The sequence below is a fragment of the Leifsonia araucanica genome (assembly GCF_051161895.1).
GTDB lineage: Bacteria > Actinomycetota > Actinomycetes > Actinomycetales > Microbacteriaceae > Leifsonia.
Map to the genome: position 1 here is coordinate 261,289 of NZ_JBMBTW010000002.1, position 18,261 is coordinate 279,549.

17 protein-coding genes are annotated in these 18,261 nt (G+C 68.9%); 9 read left to right on the plus strand and 8 right to left on the minus strand.

From position 1 onward, the window contains the following. Nucleotides 1–2: 2 nt before the first annotated feature. The 5 genes from ACN6M5_RS01240 to ACN6M5_RS01260 form a co-directional block, all read right to left on the minus strand. A complete protein-coding gene (locus tag ACN6M5_RS01240; protein ID WP_434948231.1) occupies nucleotides 3–371 on the minus strand; it encodes a hypothetical protein in 369 nt (122 codons plus the stop codon). Nucleotides 372–416: 45 nt separating this feature from the next. After that, complete coding sequence (locus ACN6M5_RS01245; protein ID WP_434948232.1) at nucleotides 417–611, minus strand: hypothetical protein; 195 nt, start codon at nucleotides 609–611, stop codon at nucleotides 417–419. A gap of 12 nt (nucleotides 612–623) precedes the next feature. Beyond that, nucleotides 624–1,124 (minus strand): hypothetical protein, encoded by a 501-nt coding sequence (locus ACN6M5_RS01250; protein WP_434948233.1) that lies wholly within the window; start codon nucleotides 1,122–1,124, stop codon nucleotides 624–626. 97 nt (nucleotides 1,125–1,221) lie between these two features. Further along, nucleotides 1,222–3,282: an alpha/beta hydrolase gene (locus tag ACN6M5_RS01255; protein ID WP_434948234.1), complete on the minus strand. Its 2,061-nt coding sequence runs from the start codon at nucleotides 3,280–3,282 to the stop codon at nucleotides 1,222–1,224. Between the two features lie 80 nt (nucleotides 3,283–3,362). Beyond that, nucleotides 3,363–5,756, minus strand: coding sequence for an MMPL family transporter (locus ACN6M5_RS01260; protein WP_434948235.1), 2,394 nt, complete (start codon nucleotides 5,754–5,756; stop codon nucleotides 3,363–3,365). 76 nt (nucleotides 5,757–5,832) lie between these two features. Between ACN6M5_RS01260 and ACN6M5_RS01265 the strand changes: the two genes are divergently transcribed. The 4 genes from ACN6M5_RS01265 to ACN6M5_RS01280 all read left to right on the plus strand — a co-directional run bounded on the left by ACN6M5_RS01265 (nucleotide 5,833) and on the right by ACN6M5_RS01280 (nucleotide 8,947). Next, nucleotides 5,833–6,420, plus strand: coding sequence for a TetR/AcrR family transcriptional regulator (locus tag ACN6M5_RS01265; RefSeq protein WP_434948236.1), 588 nt, complete (start codon nucleotides 5,833–5,835; stop codon nucleotides 6,418–6,420). Nucleotides 6,421–6,543: 123 nt separating this feature from the next. Beyond that, the gene (locus ACN6M5_RS01270) at nucleotides 6,544–7,761 is read left to right on the plus strand and encodes an inorganic phosphate transporter (protein WP_085369284.1); all 1,218 of its coding nucleotides are present in this window, start codon (nucleotides 6,544–6,546) and stop codon (nucleotides 7,759–7,761) included. Further along, the gene (locus ACN6M5_RS01275) at nucleotides 7,758–8,090 is read left to right on the plus strand and encodes a peptidase (RefSeq protein WP_434948237.1); all 333 of its coding nucleotides are present in this window, start codon (nucleotides 7,758–7,760) and stop codon (nucleotides 8,088–8,090) included. Before ACN6M5_RS01270 ends, ACN6M5_RS01275 begins: the two co-directional genes overlap by 4 nt. 53 nt (nucleotides 8,091–8,143) lie before the next feature. Beyond that, nucleotides 8,144–8,947 (plus strand): helix-turn-helix domain-containing protein, encoded by an 804-nt coding sequence (locus ACN6M5_RS01280; RefSeq protein ID WP_434948238.1) that lies wholly within the window; start codon nucleotides 8,144–8,146, stop codon nucleotides 8,945–8,947. Nucleotides 8,948–8,985: 38 nt separating this feature from the next. On the opposite strand, the gene ACN6M5_RS01285 is transcribed toward ACN6M5_RS01280, so the two are convergent. From ACN6M5_RS01285 to ACN6M5_RS01295, 3 genes are all read right to left on the minus strand, one after another. Then, the gene (locus ACN6M5_RS01285; RefSeq protein WP_434948239.1) at nucleotides 8,986–10,473 is read right to left on the minus strand and encodes a hypothetical protein; all 1,488 of its coding nucleotides are present in this window, start codon (nucleotides 10,471–10,473) and stop codon (nucleotides 8,986–8,988) included. Between the two features lie 140 nt (nucleotides 10,474–10,613). After that, nucleotides 10,614–11,075: a hypothetical protein gene (locus tag ACN6M5_RS01290; protein ID WP_434948240.1), complete on the minus strand. Its 462-nt coding sequence runs from the start codon at nucleotides 11,073–11,075 to the stop codon at nucleotides 10,614–10,616. Nucleotides 11,076–11,175: 100 nt separating this feature from the next. Continuing rightward, entirely contained in the window at nucleotides 11,176–12,453 is a 1,278-nt protein-coding gene (locus ACN6M5_RS01295) for a uracil-xanthine permease family protein (RefSeq protein ID WP_434948241.1), read from the minus strand. Between the two features lie 98 nt (nucleotides 12,454–12,551). Here ACN6M5_RS01295 and ACN6M5_RS01300 point away from each other — a divergent pair, with 98 nt between their 5' ends. From ACN6M5_RS01300 to ACN6M5_RS01320, 5 genes are all read left to right on the plus strand, one after another. After that, complete coding sequence (locus ACN6M5_RS01300; protein ID WP_434948242.1) at nucleotides 12,552–14,006, plus strand: NCS2 family permease; 1,455 nt, start codon at nucleotides 12,552–12,554, stop codon at nucleotides 14,004–14,006. A gap of 125 nt (nucleotides 14,007–14,131) precedes the next feature. Beyond that, a complete protein-coding gene (locus ACN6M5_RS01305; RefSeq protein ID WP_168689121.1) occupies nucleotides 14,132–14,410 on the plus strand; it encodes a hypothetical protein in 279 nt (92 codons plus the stop codon). A gap of 69 nt (nucleotides 14,411–14,479) precedes the next feature. Further along, nucleotides 14,480–15,178, plus strand: coding sequence for a tRNA (guanosine(46)-N7)-methyltransferase TrmB (trmB, locus tag ACN6M5_RS01310; RefSeq protein ID WP_434948243.1), 699 nt, complete (start codon nucleotides 14,480–14,482; stop codon nucleotides 15,176–15,178). Nucleotides 15,179–15,187: 9 nt separating this feature from the next. Beyond that, the gene (locus ACN6M5_RS01315) at nucleotides 15,188–16,570 is read left to right on the plus strand and encodes an aldehyde dehydrogenase family protein (RefSeq protein WP_434948244.1); all 1,383 of its coding nucleotides are present in this window, start codon (nucleotides 15,188–15,190) and stop codon (nucleotides 16,568–16,570) included. A gap of 132 nt (nucleotides 16,571–16,702) precedes the next feature. Further along, a complete protein-coding gene (locus ACN6M5_RS01320; RefSeq protein WP_434952282.1) occupies nucleotides 16,703–18,229 on the plus strand; it encodes an aspartate ammonia-lyase in 1,527 nt (508 codons plus the stop codon). Nucleotides 18,230–18,261: the final 32 nt, after the last annotated feature.

The window sequence follows — 18,261 nt, forward strand, 5'->3', positions numbered from 1 at the left end:
GTTCAGCGGTCGGTGGGGTGCGGGGTTGGTGTGGTCATCCAGTAGCGGGTTTCGATTCCACCGCCTTCGCGATCACCGGGAAGGACTTTGCCCTGGTCGCGCTCAGCGTCGTCTTCCTCGTTCAGCGCGACGTCATCGCCTGGCCCGCAGGGCATGATCGCACCGATCCGATAGGAGTGCTTGGCTGCGTCGGTGTCGAAGCTCGCGCGAAGGACGGGGCCTCCTTCGGCGAACACGGTGGGGGTGGTGTCGGCGTTGACGGTGTAGACGAACATGCCGAGCGATTCCCAGTAGTCGGAGACGCGTCGGGCGTCATCGATCGGGTCGGTCCCTGCTGGCGCCCACCGGGCGTGGCTGTATGCGGCGCCCATTTTGCCGCCGGGTAGTTTGCACTCTTGCGCGTACGCGACGGCGGGTTAAGGCACCCAGCTGGTGACGTCGAGGTGCTCGATGGTGTCGAAGACGAAGTTGACGACGATGTCTCGTCCTTCTCGTGCGGGCATTCTCGGTTCGTCCTTTCCCGTGCACGCGGAGCTCGTGGTCGTCACGAGAGCGGCGAGGGCGATGGTCGTGACCGCTGCGCGGAAGGGCCGTGTTTGCGTGCTTCGCATGCGCGCGAACGTCTACTGGTCGCTGGGTTGCGGGGTTGGCGTCGTCATCCAGTAGCGGGTTTCATTGGACTCGCCTTCGTCGTCGCCGGGCAGGATTACTCCCTGCTCCTGTTTGGCGATGTCTTCGCCGTTCAGCGTGATGGCGTCGCCTGGCCCGCAGGGCATGATCGCGCCGATCCGGTAGGAGTGCTTGGCTGCGTCGGTGTCGAAACTGGCGCGGAGCACGGGGCCGCCACGGCCATACACGCGCGGAGTAGTGTCGGCGTTGACGGTGTAAACGTACATGCCGAGCGATTCCCAGTAGTCGGAAATGCGTCGGGCGTCATCGATCGGGTCGGTCCCTGCTGGCGCCCACCGGGCGTGGCTGTATGCGGCGCCCATTTCACCGCCGGGTAGCTTGCATTCTTGCGCGTACGCAGCGGCGGGGTATGCGACCCAGCCGGTGACGTCGAGTTGTTCGATGGTGTCGAAGACGAAGTTGACGACGATGTCGCGTCCTTCTCGTGCGGGCATTCTCGGTTCGTCCTTTCCCGCGCACGCCGAGCTCGTGACACAGACCACCCCGGCGAGGGCGATGGCTGCGAGGACTCTGTGGCGGTGTGTGGTGGTGCTAGTGGGCAATCGTTGATCCGTCGATGAGGGAGCGTTGGTAGTCGGTCGGCCCGAGCGGTTTGTATGGCGTGATATTCGTGGTCTCCCCCTTGATGGCGAGCGCGACGTTGTCAATGGATTCGGTGCCTTCGTCGAGGTATCCGGCGTCGTCGCCCTTGCCCTTGAGGGGGCTGTGGTCGGTGACGGGGCGGCCGGCGGGGCTGCCGGTGTCGACGCCGAAGGGGTGGGCGCCGAAGTCGGGGGTCACAGGGTTGAGGTGGTGGTCGCGGCTGCCGGTGCGGCCGGTCCAGGCCCATTGGTCTCCTGGTTCGGGTTCCCACGGGAAGACGTTGCGGGCTTGCCCGGCGTAGACGGTGTCGGCGTTCAGGTCTGTGGTGGTGTGGATGTTGTCGGGGAGGCCTGCGGAGCCGAGGGTGATGAACGTGTTCACGTGGATGCCGGGCTGGGTGAGGGCGACGGCGGCGGTGGTGGTGCCGTAGGAGTGGGCGACCACGTGCAGTGGGGGCATGGTGTCCCCGCGGACGGCAGCCAGCCCGGTGAGCGCGGTGGCGAGACGGTGACCGCCGGCGACGGCGTGATTGACGTCCAGGACCCCGAAGTCCAGGTTCACGACCGACGGGACGGGCGGGGGCTGGTAGCCGATCCACGACACCACCGCGCTCCCCTCGGGGAGCAGGTCGTGCAGGTTTTGTGCAGCTTGGGTCCACCCGGTCATGTCGTTCGTCGTCGTCCCCATCCCCGGAATCGCGTAAGTGACGCTCGTCGCGGTGTCCAGGTCACCGATCGAGATCGCGGCCAACGGCGGCTGATCCTCAGTCAGCGAGATCAGGAAGCGGGTCGCACCTTTTGGCGATCGTGTCAACGCGTCACGAATGTTCCGCAGCGCGTTCCGTTGGGATTCCATCTCGGTGAGGGACTGTTCCAGTTGCGCCATCTTCGCAAGGTCCATCCGCAGGGTCGGGCTGGCCCCGTCGACCTGTCTCCGTAACGCTTCGATGCGCGCATCGATATCGCTGATCGCCGCGGTCAACGCGATCTGGTTGGCGTGGTCGCGGGCGCCGTTAGGGATCCCTTCGAGGTTCCCGAACACCACCGGCAGTGTGGTCAGCAGCAGCTCTTGCTGTGCCGAGTACCGGTCGCCCGCATCCGGGTTCATGGTCTGCCACCACGCGTGGACCACGGCCGGGTCCATACGCTCCAGCTGTTTCCGCAGCCCGGGGGAGGCGGTCAGCAGCGCGGCAAGATCGTCCCCGCTGAGGGTGCCCAGCGCCGCCAGCAGCCGCCGGTCGCTCACCGTCGCGTCCGTGGCGGCGACGGCCAGGTCGAGGGCGGTATTCGAGAGCCGGGCGCCGCCGGCGGCGTCGAACGCGGTCGCGACCCGGTCGATCCAGGTGACGTCTTCCCGGTTCTCCTCCAGCAGACGCTGAGACCCGCCGAGGAAACTCGTCGACCCCACCGGCACCCACGAACAGGCGCTGGTGAACCTCGTCCAGGCGTTCTGCACCCGCTGCAACTCATCGCCCATCCGGATGTTGCTCGCCCCGGCCTGGCTGACGAACACCCGCAACCGGTCCGGGTCCGCCGACGACGTTCCCGCCAGCCCGCCACCGGATGCACGGTGCCGGTCGTGCGCAGCGAACGCGGCCGACACCGTCGGCGGCAGGACAGGGGTGTCGGAGGGTTGCGGGTCGAAGACCGCGTCCATGTTCGCCCCGACCCCGCCGAAGAAGTCGTCCGTGGCGCGGCGTCGCTCCCGCTCCTTTTCCCGCAGCCGCCACGCGGCCAAAGCCGCCTGCCGGTCGCGTTCTTCCTCCGCTTTCCGCTGCGCCGTCCAGACCGTGTCGGCGAGGTCGTGCAGGATCCCCGACAACCGGCCCCGGTCCTCGGACTCGATCGACGCGGCCACCGTGAACAGGTCCGCGTATCCGCCGGCGAACCCGTCGACCGCGTGCTCGACCGCTCCCCGCCGCAGCACGCCCTGCGTCCGCAACTCGTCGGACGCGACCCGCAACACCCCGGTCAACGCCGTCGCGGCAGCGTCATCGAAGGCAATCCCCATCACCACTCCCCGTGAAACCTCATCCCACGCACGAAACGTGGAATGTCACATTATCACGAGTAACGCATCACATGTGTTGGCTACTCCACGTGGTGCCGCCGCTCCAGCGCCGCCCCTTCCACGTCCACGTTCGGCAGCGCCTTGTCGAGCCATCGCGGCAGCCACCAGGCCGAGCGGCCGAGCAGGTGCATCAGGGCGGGCATCAGAAGCATCCGGACCACGAAGGCGTCGACGAGCACGCCGAAGGCGAGGCCGAAGCCGATCGAGCGAATCATCGTCGACTCGCTGAAGACGAAGCCGCCGAAGACCGAGATCATGATGAGGGCCGCAGCGATCACCACGGTGCGTCCGGCCCGGAGGCCCTTCGTGACGGCCAGGCGGGCGGAGGCTCCGTGCACGTACGCCTCGCGCATCCCGGACGCCAGGAACAGCTGGTAGTCCATCGCCAGGCCGAACAGGATGCCGACCAGGATCACCGGGAGGAAGCTCAGGATGGGGCCGGTGTGGATGCCCAGGGCGTCCGCTCCCCAGCCCCACTGGAACAGGGCGGTGATGGCTCCGTATGTCGCGAACAGCGACAGGATGAAGCCTCCCGTCGCGATGAGCGGCACCAGCAGCGAACGGAACACCAGGATCATGATCAGCAGGGACAGACCGACCACGACCACCAGGTAGAGCGGAAGCACGTCGGCGAGATTCTGCGAGATGTCGAGGTTGATCGCGGTCTGGCCGGAGACGCCGAGGGTGACGTCGCCGTCGAGGGTGCCGAGCGAGCGGAGGGCGCCGACGAGTTTCTCGGTGGAGACGCTGTTCGGGCCCTCGGTGGGGATCACCTGGAACGCCATCAGCCGGTGGTCGTCGGAGACCGCGATCGGCGCGACGGCGACCACGTCCTTCTGGTCGGCGAGGGTGCGGGCGACGTCGAGCTGGGTCGCGGTGACCTTGTCGTCCGCGAGCCCGGCCGGGACGTTCGCGGTGACGAGCAGCGGGCCGGTGGCGCCGTCCCCGAACGCGTCGGCGGTCTGCTCGAACGCGTTGTACGTGGTCGATCCGACGGGCTCCGAGGAGCCGTCCGGCAGGCCGACCCGCATCGACAGGGCCGGGATGGCCACCACCAGCAGGGCGGCGGCGGTAGCGATCACCGTGACGACGGCACGCCAGGTCGCCATCGGCTTCACGGTGCTGTCGTCGTGGTGCACCGTCCCCACCTTCGTCCTGGCGCGCTTGGAGAGCAGCCGGGTGCCGAGGAGGCCGAGGACGGCGGGCGTCAGCGTGATCGCGATGAGGACGGCGAGCACGACCGCGACGGCGCCGACCGTGCCCATCAGGCCGAGGAACGGGACGCCGGTGACGTTCAGCGCGAGCAGGGCGACCACGACGGTCGTGCCGGCGAACACCACGGCGTTGCCGGAGGTGCCGTTCGCGAGGCCCACCGATTCGTGCGGCTCCGCCCCCTCCAGCAGTTGCCGTCTGTGCCGCTTCACGATGAACAGCGAGTAGTCGATGCCGACGGCGAGGCCGAGCATGATGGCGAGCACGGGCGTGACGGACGCCATGTCCACGATCCCGGAGAACGCGAGCGACCCGAGCGCCGCGACGGCGACGCCGAACAGGGCGGTCACGAGGGGGAGCGCCGCCGCGACCAGCGAGCCGAGCACCACCACCAGCACGATCGCGGCGAAGACGACGCCGACCGCCTCTCCGACGCCCACGATCTGCGGGACGCCCTGGGCGATATCGGTGGAGAACGAGACCGTGACGCCGTCGATCGGCTTCGCCTCGAAGTGCTTGATGACGGCCTGCTTGGAGTCCTCGGACAGTTCGAGGCGGGGCTTCGTGAACGACACGTTGACCAGCGCCGTCGCGCCGTCCTTCGACACCACCCGGATGCCGTCGGACAGTTTCAGCAGCTCGGCGCCCTGCGAGAGCTCCTTCTGCTTCGCCTCGACGGTGGCGCGGTTGGCGTCGATGGTCTGCTGCTGCGCGTCGAGCTGCGTGGTCGGCAGGCCGGCGGCCTGGAGCTGCTGCTTCGCCGCATCCAGTTGCTGCTGCCCGGCGTCGAGCTGTGCCGCCGCCGCATCCAGCTGCGTGGTGCCGTCTGCGACCTGCGCCTGGCGGTCCGCCCGTTCCTTCTCGGTGCTGAACGGGTCGTTGACGCCGGACACGTCCGGAAGGCCGTCCGCGTCGGCGACGAGGGCGCTGATGTCCTTGCGCTGCGCGTCGGTGAGGGCGGAGCCGTCCTTGCTCTGGAACACCACGGTCCCCGAGGCGCCCGCGAAGTCCGGGAGCTTCTTCATCAGCTCGTCCACGACCGCCCCGGATGCGGTGCCCGGCACGTCGAAGCTCGTCGCGAGCCCCTTGAAACCGATCAGGAACCCGCCGACGGCGATGCCGAGCACGATGATCCAGGCCACGATCACCCGCCCGGCGCGTCGTGCGGAGAACTTCCCGAGGCGGTAGAGCAGTTCGGCCATGTCGCATCCCTTTCGTGGCGTCCGCGTCGATAATACGCAACGGTCCGTCTCGAAATATGCAGGTAAGCTGTGAGCCATGCCGGAAGGACGACGAGGGGCTCCCCGCAGCGAAGCGGCTCGGCTCGCCATCCTCGACGCCACGGCAGCGCTGTTCGCCGAACGCGGCTACGACCACCTGAGCATCGAGGGCATCGCCGCGCGCGCCGGCGTCGGCAAGCAGACCGTCTACCGCTGGTGGTCCGGCAAGAGCGAACTGATCGCGGAGTGCCTGCTCGAAGGGATGCTGCTGCCGGAGCGCTTCGTCCTGGCCGACACCGGCGACCTCCGGGACGACCTCACCTCCTGGCTCATCGAGGTGCTGACCGTGCTTGAGAGCGCGACGGGGGAGGCCCTGTTCCGGTCGCTCATCGCCGCGGCGACGGCCAACGCCGACGTCGGGAGCAGGCTGCGCGAATCCCTCGCAGACCCCCGCCTGTTCGCCACCAGGCTGCGGGATGCGCGCGCGTCGGGAGAGCTGCGCGCCGACCTCCCGATCGACGACGTGAGCGAGACCGTCATCGGCGCACTGATCTTCCGCGCCCTGGCCGGAGCGCCCTCCGACCCCGGATTCGCGGAGCGCCTGGTCGATCTCGTCCTCGGTCCCCGTCCGGTCAGCTCCCGGTGAAGTTGACCTCGCCCGCCAGCCGTGTGAGTATCTTCGTGGCTGCCTAACAGCGCCAGGTCACTTGCATGAATCCCCGATGAACTTCCGCGGGGCGGACTGTGTCCCGAGACGAGAAAGAAACCGGTGGATCTCACCCTCATCGTCGTGCTGGTCATCGCGCTGGCCCTGTTCTTCGACTTCACCAATGGCTTCCATGACACAGCGAACGCCATGGCCACCCCCATCGCCACCGGTGCGATGCGCCCGAAGGTCGCGGTCGCTCTCGCTGCCGTCCTGAACCTCGTCGGCGCGTTCCTGTCGACCGAGGTGGCGAAGACCATCTCGGGCGGCATCATCCGGGAAGGCGACGGTGGCGTGCAGATCACGCCGGAGCTGATCTTCGCCGGTCTGGTCGGCGCCATCATCTGGAACATGGTGACCTGGCTGCTCGGCCTGCCGTCGTCGTCCAGCCACGCCCTGTTCGGCGGCCTGATCGGCGCAGCCCTGGTCGGTGCCGGCCTCGGCTCCGTCGACTTCGTGGTCGTGCTCGACAAGGTCATCCTGCCCGCGGTGATCGCCCCGGTCACGGCCGGCGTGGTGGCGTACTGCGCCACGAAGCTCGCGTACTGGATCACCCGCCGCTACGACGGCCGCCCGGATGGTCGCGGCGGCTTCCGCTACGGACAGATCTTCTCCTCCTCCCTGGTGGCGCTGTCGCACGGAACGAACGACGCGCAGAAGACGATGGGCGTCATCACCCTCACGCTCATCGCCTCCGGTGCGCAGGCAGCGGGCTCCGGGCCGGAGCTCTGGGTCGTCATCTCCTGTGCGCTCGCCATCGCCATCGGCACGTACTCGGGCGGCTGGCGCATCATCCGCACGCTCGGCCGCGGCCTCACCGAGGTCAAGCCGGCGCAGGGCTTCGCGGCGGAGACGAGCACGGCGGCGACCATCCTGGCCTCCAGCCACCTCGGCTTCGCCCTCTCCACTACGCAGGTCGCATCCGGTTCGGTGATCGGATCCGGCCTCGGTCGCCGCGGGGCGTCCGTGCGTTGGGGCACGGCGGGCAGGATCGCCCTCGGCTGGCTGCTCACCCTCCCGGCCGCCGGCATCGTCGGGGCCGTCTCGGCCTGGCTCGTGGGCCTCGGCCCGATCGGCCTCGCGGTCGACGCGATCGCCGCTGTGATCGTGATCGTGCTCATCTTCTGGCTGTCCAACCGCAACAAGGTCGACAGTGAGAACGCGGTCGCCCCCGCCCCGGTCCAGGGTGTCAGCGAGGTCGCAGCATCCGGTCGCGCCGTCAAGATCAAGAAGGTCAAGCCGCTCAAGAAGCCGCGCGGCAAGGAGAAGGAATCAGCATGATCGACTGGGTCGCCTTCCTGATCGTCTTCGCAGCATCCATCGTCGGCGCGTGCGTCGTCGTCAGCCTGTACGCACTCGGCACCCGCCTCCTCGCCGTCGCCGGCCGGGCCCTCTTCGTCGAGCCGGTCGAGTTCACCGACGCGATCACCGTCATCTCTCCGGAGGAGGCGGCGCGCGCCCTCAAGAAGGCCGCGAAGGCCCGCAAGAAGAATCCCCTGTCGGACGCGCAGAAGCGCTGGGCGCTGACCGGCGCGTACGCCTGCTTCGTGGGGTGCGGGGCCGCGGTGCTGTATGGGCTGTATTTGATCATTCCGTTCTTCCACCAGTAAGGGCGCCTCGCGCGAGTGGCCGCGCGTGACATTCTGTATGTCACAATGGGTGGATGCACCATCGCGTCGCGTCGACGGATGTGCGCGTGCTGCGCCTTCGCGAGGGCGATGCGGTCGAGGCGACGGCTCCCCACGCGGGCGAGCTGGCCGTGCTGGTCCAGCTGAGCGGCAGGACCGACCTGCCGCAGGACACCCGGCCGGTAGTGGTCGGCCGCGGCGACATCGTCTCGCTCTCTCGTACGGCGTTGGGCCGAGCCCGGCTCGGCGTCGACTCGGACGCCCTGGCCCTGCTGCTCCCAGCCCGCACCGTGCCCGGCCTCGACGACGCCGTCGCGTCCGCCCGCGGCGGCGTGCTGCGGGCGCCGGACAGTGCGCTCCTCCCGATCGTGCTCCCGTTCGCGAAACACTTCGCCGAGCACGTCGCCGACCTCGGCGACCTGACAGCCCCCGCACCCCAGCAGCTCGTCCGCGGTGCGGCCAGGATGCTCGCTGCAGCCCTGTTCGCCGACCCGCCCGAGGCCGTGGATGCGCTGACCGCCGCCCGCGCATACATCGACACGAACCTCGGATGCACCCGTCTGAACCCCGCGATGGTCGCCGCGGCCACCTTCGTCTCTGTCCGCACCTTGCACGCCCTGTTCGCCCCCACGGGCGCATCGGTGAGCGCCCGGATCCGAAACCGCCGCCTCGACGCCTGCCGCCTCGATCTCGCCGACGACGGCTGCGCCCACCGCACGATCGCCGACATCGCCCTGGCCCACGGACTCGCCGACCCCGCCCACTTCAGCCGCCTGTTCGCCGGCCGGTTCGGGGTGTCGCCGCGTGCATACCGCGCCGGGCGGCGGCGCGAAGGGTGAGTTCGCGTCCGCCGACCGGCGCAGGGTCGGGTGCTGGGTCAGTCGATGGTGGACCGGCTCGCTGAGGCGGCCGGCGCTGACCCGGCGGACCCGCGGCGCCGCACGGCAGCGATGGTGAGGGCGAGCACCCCGAGCACCGCAGCACCGCCGCCCGCCATCCCGACCACGGCGGCGTCGGCGACGCGGGAGCCCGTGGCGGCCAGCCCCTGCGGGTCCGGAAGACCGGTCACGCCGGTGGTCGCGGCGTCGGCGTTGGCCGCGTGAGCGGACGCACCCTGCTCGCGTCCCGGATGCTCCACCCCCGGCTCATCCACCCCCGGGTCCTCCACGTCCGGCTCCTCCACACCCTCGTCGTCCCCGTCCTCCTCGTCGTACTCGTCGTCGACCGCACCCGGCGGGCGCGGCGGGTCCTCCGGCTCGTCCGGCGTCTCGACGGTGGGGGAGGTCCGGCTCAGGCTGAGTGAGAACGCCGCTTCGTCGTGGTTGGAGATGAGGCCTTTCGTCTGGTCGTTGAGGGTGGCCTGCACCGCCGAGTACGGGTAGTCGCCGCCGCCGAGACCGTGCGGGTACTCCTTCGTGAACGCGAGCGTCAGGTCGTCGTCGAGTGGTTTGCGCTCGGTGATCGTGATGTCGCCGTCGCGGTGGATGCGTACGTCGACGTAGTCCCGCGCATCCGGGGTGGAGTGCTCGTCGTCGAACAGCACCTCGAACCCGTCGAGCGCGTCCGCGTCCGACAGCACCAGGCGGGTGTCGATCATGTGCGTCTGCTCGGCGGACGACGGCGTCGAGCGGTAGCGTCGCACGGTGTCCTCGACGTCGGCCGTCGCTTCGGACAGATCATACGGCTGCGGGGCCGACTCGTCGCCGTTCGCCGGGCGGGTGACGCGGAGGTCGTCCAGCCGCATGTGCGGCAGCGGATGCGTCAGCGAGTTCTTGGCGAACAGGTACCACGCCTTGCGCTGCGCCGCCAGCAGATACTCCCCGGCCTCGTCGGTGGTGACCGTGAGGGGGACCGAACCGTCGACCCGGATGTCGAGCCCGACCTCGGAGGCGAGCTGGACGCCGGCGTTGACCGTGTCGATGATCTCCCTCGCGGTGTCGGCCGGGACGAGCCGGGTGAGGTCGTAGTAGTCGGAATCCTTCTCGATGTGGAAGCTCATGTGGAAGATGTCGATGCAGAGGGCGACGTACTCGGGGAGGTAGCGACCGGTGTGCGGGTCCTTGCCGAAGAAGTAGTAGGGGAGGCCGACGACGGGCGTGCCGTCGCTCTGGCGCATGCTGGGCAGGTCCATTCCGGCGTGCACGAGTTCCAGGCGTTCGACGTCGACGGCGACCGGGGAGAACTGCCCCCGGCGGGCGATGCTCGGCCGCTCCTCCCAGTCGAGCGCCGCGATCGGCTGGACGGGCGCATACGGGTCGTACAGCTCGGGATGCTCCGCCGCCGTCGACGCCGGTGACTCGAGCAGGGCGAGAGCAGTGGCCGCCGCTGCGGCGACTCCGATCGCTGTGGCCGTGAAAGATCTCATGGAACTCCTCAAGAAGGTCTTGTGGGTTCCGGCCTGGGATACAGAGTGCAGGTCGTCGTGCGGCGGGCGCAGCGGCGGGCGCGGTCTGTGCGCGCACATCCAATGTCGCGGATGATGCGCGCACGGATGCGCAAGAGGGATCAGTGGTCGAAGGGAAGAGGAGCGCCTTCGGGGAGTGCCGTCACGCCTTGGCTCGGGGTGAGGGTGACGAGTCCGCCGGTGTCGTTCATCGCGTACACGATGACGCGGTCGGCAGCGCTCGCGAGCGCGTCGCCGCTGGTGTACCCGTCGCCGCCGTCGCACGGGTCGGCGCGTGAACCGATCCGCACCACGGTTCCGGATTCGCCGCCTTTGACCGCATCGTCGACCTCGAACCGGTAGGCGCGCACGTCGCCGAGAGCGGTCCCGATGGTGCCGTCCCGTCCCGCGACGTGTCCGACGACGACCACGTCGGCCTGCCGGTATGCGGCGTCGGGGTCGGAGAAATCCGCCCAGCTCGGGCAGGAACGCACGATCGGCGCGCACCCGGAGAGGGTAGCGGCCGCGAGGACGAGCGCGCCGAGCGCTCCCGCGACGGCAATGGGCCTCCTCGTCCTGTGCACACGCTCATCATGCCCCAGGGTGCGGGACATCGCAGGGATGGCCGCGTCACACCGACGAGTAGGCTCCGTCGATGAGGAGGTTCTCGCCCGTCAAACCGCGTCAGTCGGTGCCGCGCAGGCGGGCCACCGTGCGCATCAGGTGGTAGACCACGATCGCCGCGATGGTGCCGAGCGCGATGCCGTTGAAGGTGAGCTGGCCGAGGTTGAGCGTGAAGTCCGCGATGCCGACGATGAGGGCCGTGGCGGCGGTGAACTGGTTGACCGGCTTCGAGAAGTCGACCTTGTTGTCGAGCCAGATCTTCACACCGATGATGCCGATGAGGCCGTAGAGGGCGGTGGTCACGCCGCCGAGCACACCGGCCGGGATCGTGTTGATGACAGCGCCGATCTTGGGGGAGAGGCCGAGCAGCACGGCCACGAAGCCCGCCACCCAGTATGCGGCGGTCGAGTAGACGCGGGTCGCGGCCATAACGCCGATGTTCTCGCCGTATGTGGTCGTTCCCGAGCCGCCGAAGAAGCCGGCGACGGTCGTCGCCAGGCCGTCGGCGAACAGGGCGCGACCGGTGAGCTTGTTCACGGACGGGTCGGTCAGCTGGGCGACGCCGCGGATGTGGCCGACGTTCTCCGCCACGAGCACCAGGACGACCGGCAGGAACGCGGGGAGGATGCCGAACGTCGCACCGGGGTTCTCGAACGGATTCGCCGGGAACGCGAACGTCGGGAAGCCCAGCCAGTCCGCCTTCGCGACGGCGGTGAAGTCGACCTCGCCGACGATCACGGCGAAGATGTAGCCGACCACCACGCCGATGAAGATCGACAGGCGGCCGAGCAGGCCCTTGAACAGCACGGTGCAAAGCAGCACGGCGAGCAGCGTGACGATGGCCGTCCACGGCGCCTTCACGAAGTTGTCCCGGGCGGCGGGAGCCAGGTTGAACCCGATCAGCGCCACGATCGCGCCGGCCACCACCGGGGGCATCAGGGCGTCGATCCAGCCGGTGCCGGTCAGGATCACGATCCCGCCCACGATGGCCAGCAGGATGCCGACGGCGACGATGCCGAACAGGGCCCCGCCCATCCCGTTGCTGGCCGTCGCCGCCGTGATCGGCGCGATGAAGGCGAACGACGAGCCCAGGTAGCTGGGCAGCCGGTTGCCGGTGATCAGCAGGAACAGGATGGTGCCGATGCCGGAGAAGAGCAGCGTGGTGCTCGGCGGGAAGTGCGTGAGCACCGGCACGAGGAACGTCGCACCGAACATCGCGACGACGTGCTGGGCGCCCAGACCGATCGTGCGCGGCCAGGTGAGCCGCTCTCCCGGGAGGACGACGGCCGAGGCCGCGACGTCTTTTCCGTCACCGTGTAGCTTCCAGGGCAGGGGCATGGCGCATCCTTCGCGTCGTATCGGGGCGTTGCGGGCGTCTAGGCTTATTGGCGCGCGTTCGCGCATGAAAGCCCTCGGAGATACTACGGGAGACGACCTTGTCCGCATCGCCTACGAACACCGAAACCGCGCCGACGTTCCGCGGCAGGCTCGACCGGTTCTTCGAGATCAGCGCCCGCGGGTCCAACTGGGCCACTGAGCTGCGCGGCGGCGTCCTGACCTTCGTGACGATGGCGTACATCGTCATCCTCAACCCGCTGATCCTCGGCGGGACGGAGGATGTGGCAGGCCACTCGCTGCAGGGGACGCAGCTCGCGGCGGTCACCGCTCTGAGCGCCGGTGTGATGACCGTGCTGTTCGGGCTGGTCGCCCGGCTGCCGTTCGCGTTCGCCGCCGGGCTCGGGATCAACTCGTTCCTCGCGGTCAACGTCGTGAAGATCCTCACCTGGCAGGAGGCGATGGGGCTCGTCGTCATCAACGGCGTCATCATCGTGATCCTCGCGGCCACCGGTCTACGCCGCCTGATCTTCAACGCCGTCCCTCCGCAGCTGAAGACGGCGATCACGGTCGGCATCGGCCTGTTCATCGCGTTCATCGGCTTCGTCGACAGCGGTTTCGTGCGCAGCACCAACATGTCGTCGCCTCCCGTGCAGCTGGGTGAGGCCGGGTCGATCGCCACCGTGCCGACCGTCGTGTTCCTCGTCGCGCTGGTGATCATGGCCGTGCTGATGGCCCGCAAGGTCAAGGGTGCCCTGCTGATCGGGATCGTCGCTGCCACCGTCGTCGCGATCGTCGCCGAGGCGATCTTCCACGTCGGGCCGTCGCTCGGCAAGAACCCGGCAGGCTGGAACCTCACCGTCCCGCAGCTGCCGACCTCGCTCGTCGCACTTCCCGACCTCAGCCTCGTCGGCCAGTTCGACGTGGTCGGCGCGTTCGGCCGCATCGGCGCCCTCGCCGCGATCATGCTCATCTTCACCCTCGTCTTCACCAACTTCTTCGACGCGATGGGGTCGATGACCGGCCTCGCCCGCAGTGCCGGTCTCGCCAAGGAGGACGGCACCTTCCCGCGCCTGCAGCCCGCGCTCATCGTGGAGGGCGTCGGCGCCATCGTCGGCGGTGGCACCTCCGCATCGTCGAACACGGTGTTCGTCGAGTCGGCATCCGGCATCGGCGAGGGGGCGAAGACCGGCTTCGCCAGCGTCATCACCGGCGCGCTGTTCCTGCTCGCGATGTTCTTCACCCCGCTGACCCAGGTGGTCCCGCTGGAGGTCGCCGCTGCCGCCCTGGTGATCGTCGGTGCGCTGATGGTCGTGCAGATCAGGCACATCGACTTCTCGGAGTTCTCGAGCGTCCTCCCGGTCTTCCTCACGATCATCGTGATGCCGCTGACGTACTCGATCGCCAACGGCATCGGCGTCGGCTTCATCAGCTGGGTGCTCGTCCGGTCGCTCTCCGGGAAGGCGCGCGAGATCAGCCCGCTGCTCTGGATCGTCGCAGCCGGCTTCCTGGTCTACTTCGCCAGGGGTCCGATCGAGGCCGTGCTCCCGCACTAGCGAAGATCAGCCCCCGATTCCACTCAGGGTGACCCCTGAGCGGAATCGGGGGATAACCGGATGGTGTGGATGCGCGCCCACCGATTGACTGGATGCACACCATCGATCGAGGAGAACCAGCACCCATGACCAACGTCGCATACCAGGCTCCTGCCAGGACGCTCAGCATCACGAGCTTCGTGCTCGGGCTCGCGTCGATCGTCTTCAGCTGGACGTTCGTCGCCCCCATCGCCGGCCTCGTGGTCGGCATCCTGGCGCTCGGCCGCGAACCGCAGGCGAAGGCGTTCGCCGTCTGGGGCATCGTCCTCAACTCGATCATGCTCGCCGGCGCCGTGTTCGTGGCGCTGCTCGCGGTGATCGGCGTCGGCGTCGGCCTCGCGTTCCTCCCGCTCGCCTGGCTCTAGCGCGCGCTCCAACCCCGGCAGCTCCAGCCCCGGACTTTTGCGGTCCCCAGGTTTGGGACAATGGAGAACGTGGACGACGAGAAGCAGCAGCAGAGCACCCGCACCCGCAGTTTCGTGACGCGAGGGCGGAAGACCGAGGCGCAGACCCGCGCCATCGACGAGCTCTGGCCGGTGTACGGCGTCGAGTTCGACGGGCAGCTCCTCGACCTGGATGCGGCGTTCGGCCGCCGGGCGCCGCGCGCGGTCGAGATCGGCTTCGGCAACGGCGAGAACCTGCTGACGCTCGCCGAGCGGCATCCGGACACCGACTTCCTCGGCGTCGAGGTGCACGGAGCGGGCGTCGGCCGCGTGCTCGGCGAGATGCGCGTGCGCGGCATCGAGAACATCCGGGTGGTGCGGCACGACGCCGTCGAGGTGTTCGAGCACGGCCTTGCCGAGCACAGCATCGCCGAGGTGATGATCTACTTCCCCGACCCGTGGCCGAAAGTCCGCCACCACCGCAGGCGCATCGTGCAGCCGGATGTGGCGAAGCTCATCGTCCGTGCGCTCGTCCCGGCCGGCGTGCTCCGGCTCGCCACCGACTGGGAGCCGTACGCCGAGCACATGATCGCCGTGCTGGATGCGGAGCCCGGCCTGGTGAACACCGCAGGAGAGAGCCTGTTCATCCCGCGTCCGGAGGACCGCCCCGTCACCAAGTTCGAGCAGAGGGGCGAACGGCTCGGGCACGCCATCTTCTATCTGGAGTACCGTCCGGCCGCGCATCCGTAGGATGGCCGCATGACACCTGCGCAGACCGCCGACGACCTCCGCGCCTCCTTCGATCGCGGCATCACGAAGCCCCTCTCGTGGCGGCTCGCCCAGTTGCGTGCACTGCGCAGGATGCTCACCGAGCGTTCGGCCGAATTCGAGGACGCCCTGCTGTCCGACCTCGGCAAGAACCCGACGGAGTCGCAGATCGCCGAGCTGGGGTTCGTGGTGGGCGAGATCGACCACATGACCAGGCATCTGCGCCGCTGGCTGCGGCCGAAGCGGGTCGGGGTTCCCGGCGCTCTGCTGCCGGCCGGCGCATCCATCGTCCGTGAGCCCGTCGGGGTGGTGCTGGTGATCGCCCCGTGGAACTATCCCGTGCAACTGCTGCTCGCTCCCGTCGTCGGCGCTCTCGCGGCGGGCAACGCCGTGCTGCTGAAGCCGAGCGAGCTGGCCCCTGCGACCTCCTCCGCGATGGCGAGACTGGTCCCGGAGTACCTCGACACCCGGGCCGTCGCCGTGGTCGAGGGCGGCGTCGAGGAGACCACCGGGCTGCTCGCCCAGCGCTGGGACCACATCTTCTTCACCGGCAACGGCCGGGTCGGGCGCATCGTCGCCGCGGCCGCCGTCGAGCATCTCACGCCTGTCACGCTGGAGCTCGGCGGCAAGTCGCCGGTCTACGTCGACGACACCACCGACCTGGATGCTGCGGCCCAGCGCATCGCCTGGGGCAAGTTCATGAACGCCGGCCAGACCTGCGTCGCCCCCGACTACGTGCTGGCGACCCCGAGCGTCGCCGCCCGCCTCGCGACCGCACTGGCCGCCGCCGTGAGCGACCTCTACGGCGCAGACCCGTCGACCAGCCCCGACTACGGCCGGATCGTCGACGACCGCCAGCTCCAGCGGCTGACGACGCTCCTGGATGCGGGCGCGACCGTCACCGGGGGAACCCACGACGCCGCATCCCGCTACCTGGCGCCGACCGTGCTCATCGACGTGCCACGCGACGCCCCGGTGATGCGGGAGGAGATTTTCGGCCCGATCCTGCCGATCGTCACGGTCGACGGGCTGGACGACGCCATCCGGTACATCAGGTCGGGCGACAAGCCGCTCGCGCTCTACGTGTTCAGCGAGGACAAGAGGGTGCGCAGGCGCTTCCTGACGGAGACGAGTTCTGGCGCCGTCGGCTTCGGCGTCCCGGCCGCGCACCTGGCGGTCGCGGGGCTGCCGTTCGGCGGGGTCGGCGCCAGTGGCATGGGCGCGTATCACGGCGAGCACTCGCTGCGCACGTTCAGCCACGAGAAGGCGGTACTGACGAAATCGCTGAAACCGGACACGATGCGGCTGATCTACCCGCCGTTCACCGAGGCGAAGGACCGGTTCGCCCGCAGGCTGCTCCGCAAGCTCGGCTGAACCGCTTAGCCCCCGACCGCGCGGGATGCACGGGGTAGGCTCGTATCGTCGGTGGCCACGAACGACCGACATCAGAATGCCAACCCAAAACGATAGGCAACGGAGCCAAGCGTGAATACCCCGACAGCAATGATGGACGAGCCGAAGACCCACCCGATTCCCGTGATCGACGCGTCGCAGAACGTCTCGGACGTTCCCACCCCGACCGCGGAAGGCGGCCCCGTCCGCACCGAATCCGACTCGCTCGGCAGCCGGGAGATCCCGGCGGACGCGTACTGGGGCGTGCACACGTCCCGCGCGCTGGAGAACTTCCAGATCGCCAAGCGCCCCATCTCGGTCTACCCGGATCTGATCGTGGCGCTCGCCAGCGTGAAGCAGGCGGCGGCGCGCGCGAACCTCGAGATCGGCGTGCTGGACAAACACAAGGCCGCTCTGATCGACCAGGCCTGCCAGCTCATCATCGACGGCAAATTCCACGACCAGTTCGTGGTCGGCGTCATGCAGGGCGGCGCGGGCACGTCCACGAATATGAACGCCAACGAGGTCATCGCGAACGTCGCGCTCGAACTCGACGGCCACGGCAAGGGCGAGTACCAGTACATCAGCCCGATCGACGACGTCAACCGCAGCCAGAGCACCAACGACACGTACCCGACGGCCATCAAGATCGCCCTCACCTTCGCTCTCGGGCACCTGCTCGACCAGCTCGCTCAGCTGCGCGACTCGTTCGCGCGGAAGGGCGAGGAGTTCCGGCACGTGCTCAAGGTCGGCCGCACCCAGCTGCAGGATGCGGTCCCGATGACGCTCGGGCAGGAGTTCCACGGCTTCGCGACCACGCTCACGGAGGACCACGCCCGCCTCACGGAGACGAAGTGGCTCCTCGCGGAGATCAACCTCGGCGCGACGGCCATCGGTACAGGGATCACTGCAGACCCCGGATACGCGGCAGCGGCCGTGCGCCACCTCAACGTGATCACCGGCCTCAACCTGGAGACGGCGCCCGACCTCATCGAGTCGACGAGCGACGCAGGCGCGTTCATGTCGTTCTCCGGTTCGCTGAAGCGCAGCGCCATTAAACTCTCGAAGATCTGCAACGACCTGCGCCTGCTGTCGAGCGGCCCGCAGGCCGGCCTCGGCGAGATCAACCTCCCGCCGCGCCAGGCCGGGTCGAGCATCATGCCCGGCAAGGTCAACCCGGTCATCCCGGAGGTCGTCAACCAGGTGGCGTTCTCGGTGGCAGGCGCCGACGTGACGGTGACGATGGCCGCCGAGGGTGGTCAGCTCCAGCTGAACGCGTTCGAGCCCGTCATCGCGCACTCGCTGCTGCAGTCGATCACCTGGATGACGCAGGCCTTCCACACGCTGCGCGTGAACTGCGTGGACGGCATCACCGCGAACGAGGAGCGCCTCGGAGCGATGGTCGGTTCGTCCGTCGGTGTGATCACGGCGCTCATGCCGCACATCGGATACGCGGCCGCTGCCGCGCTCGCCAAGACGGCGCTGCTCACCGGAGGCAACGTGGCCGACCTCGTCGTCGAGGCCAAGCTGATGAGCCGCGAGGACGTGACCAGGCTCCTGTCGCCCGCTCGCCTGAGCGGCCTCGAGGCGATCACCACGGCCATCCCGATCATCGACGCCGGCACCGACCCCACGGCGTAACGCAGGACGCGCGCGGCGACACGCCGCCGAAA

Excerpts from the sequence above, each read along its gene's own strand:
- ACN6M5_RS01295 (WP_434948241.1), bottom strand. The coding sequence starts at position 12,453 with ATGCCCCTGCCCTGGAAGCTACACGGTGACGGAAAAGACGTCGCGGCC.
- ACN6M5_RS01260 (WP_434948235.1), bottom strand. The coding sequence starts at position 5,756 with ATGGCCGAACTGCTCTACCGCCTCGGGAAGTTCTCCGCACGACGCGCC.
- ACN6M5_RS01315 (WP_434948244.1), top strand. The coding sequence starts at position 15,188 with ATGACACCTGCGCAGACCGCCGACGACCTCCGCGCCTCCTTCGATCGC.
- ACN6M5_RS01240 (WP_434948231.1), bottom strand. The coding sequence starts at position 371 with ATGGGCGCCGCATACAGCCACGCCCGGTGGGCGCCAGCAGGGACCGAC.
- ACN6M5_RS01305 (WP_168689121.1), top strand. The coding sequence starts at position 14,132 with ATGACCAACGTCGCATACCAGGCTCCTGCCAGGACGCTCAGCATCACG.
- ACN6M5_RS01275 (WP_434948237.1), top strand. The coding sequence starts at position 7,758 with ATGATCGACTGGGTCGCCTTCCTGATCGTCTTCGCAGCATCCATCGTC.
- ACN6M5_RS01265 (WP_434948236.1), top strand. The coding sequence starts at position 5,833 with ATGCCGGAAGGACGACGAGGGGCTCCCCGCAGCGAAGCGGCTCGGCTC.
- ACN6M5_RS01250 (WP_434948233.1), bottom strand. The coding sequence starts at position 1,124 with ATGCCCGCACGAGAAGGACGCGACATCGTCGTCAACTTCGTCTTCGAC.
- ACN6M5_RS01245 (WP_434948232.1), bottom strand. The coding sequence starts at position 611 with ATGCGAAGCACGCAAACACGGCCCTTCCGCGCAGCGGTCACGACCATC.
- ACN6M5_RS01280 (WP_434948238.1), top strand. The coding sequence starts at position 8,144 with ATGCACCATCGCGTCGCGTCGACGGATGTGCGCGTGCTGCGCCTTCGC.
- ACN6M5_RS01255 (WP_434948234.1), bottom strand. The coding sequence starts at position 3,282 with ATGGGGATTGCCTTCGATGACGCTGCCGCGACGGCGTTGACCGGGGTG.
- ACN6M5_RS01285 (WP_434948239.1), bottom strand. The coding sequence starts at position 10,473 with ATGAGATCTTTCACGGCCACAGCGATCGGAGTCGCCGCAGCGGCGGCC.
- ACN6M5_RS01320 (WP_434952282.1), top strand. The coding sequence starts at position 16,703 with ATGGACGAGCCGAAGACCCACCCGATTCCCGTGATCGACGCGTCGCAG.